The organism is Candidatus Planktophila sp. (assembly GCF_040402315.1).
Classification (GTDB): domain Bacteria; phylum Actinomycetota; class Actinomycetes; order Nanopelagicales; family Nanopelagicaceae; genus Planktophila.
On the sequence record NZ_JBBAMU010000076.1, the window covers coordinates 1 to 1,028 of the forward strand.

Genomic DNA, 1,028 nt, shown 5'->3' on the forward strand with positions numbered 1-1,028 from the left:
CAAATGATCTGACAAAGATTGCAGATGGCTCTGCTCAATACACCTTGCTGTGCACGCCACAAGGTGGCGTCGTCGATGATCTGATTGCCTATCGAAATAGCGATACAGATTTCTTCCTCGTTCCAAATGCCTCCAACACGACAGATGTGGTTGCTGTTTTGCACAAGCAAGCACCCTCTGAAATTAGCGTGACCAATCTGCACAATGACTATGCAGTGCTAGCGGTGCAGGGACCATTAGCTCCTAAAGTTCTAGACGCACTAGGAATCAATACAGATATTGATTACATGGCTTTTGCACATGTTTCTATTGCTGGCGCAGATGTGATTTTGTGTCGCACCGGATACACAGGCGAACTGGGATATGAATTACTGCCGCACGCTGAAGATGCAGTGGCTGTTTGGGATGCACTAGTAAAAGCTATTGCGCCCCTTGATGGATTGATTTGTGGCCTCGGAGCTCGTGACACTTTGCGAACTGAGATGGGCTACCCCTTGCACGGACATGAACTCTCTCTTGCCATATCTCCCGTTGAAGCAAGTGCCTCTTGGGCGGTTGGCTGGAAGAAGGAATCCTTTATTGGTTCTGATGTATTACTCTCACAAAAGAGTGGCTCAGCAGAGCGCAAGAGTGTGGCAATCAAGTCACTAGATCGCGGAATCCCGCGAGCAGGAATGAGTGTGAAAAACGCTCAAGGTGAAGTAGTTGGCGAGGTAACGAGCGGAACATTCTCGCCAACCCTCAAGCACGGTATTGCTTTGGCTTTAGTATCGAAGGAAATTGCAGTGGGGGATCAACTAGTTGTTGATGTGAGAGGGCGGGAATCACAATCTGAAGTTGTAAAACTTCCTTTTGTTACTTCACACGTTCGCTAAAAACAACTGGAGTTGAAAAAGCCGCACGGGTATAGGTGCGGCGAAGCGCCGACAACACAGACGGCCCCGTGAAACCAATTAATACACAGGTAAAAATGGCTCTAGGGATGTCCCACGCCATTGCACTTGCAAAGTGAAATGTGATGAACCGGC

At 48.4% G+C, this 1,028-nt stretch carries 1 protein-coding gene; it reads left to right on the forward strand.

The annotated features are described in order from the left end of the window. A partial coding sequence (gcvT, locus tag AC9UEP_RS06090; RefSeq protein ID WP_509545139.1) for a glycine cleavage system aminomethyltransferase GcvT occupies window positions 1-875 on the forward strand: 875 nt, incomplete at its 5' end. Between the last annotated feature and the right edge of the window lie 153 nt (window positions 876-1,028).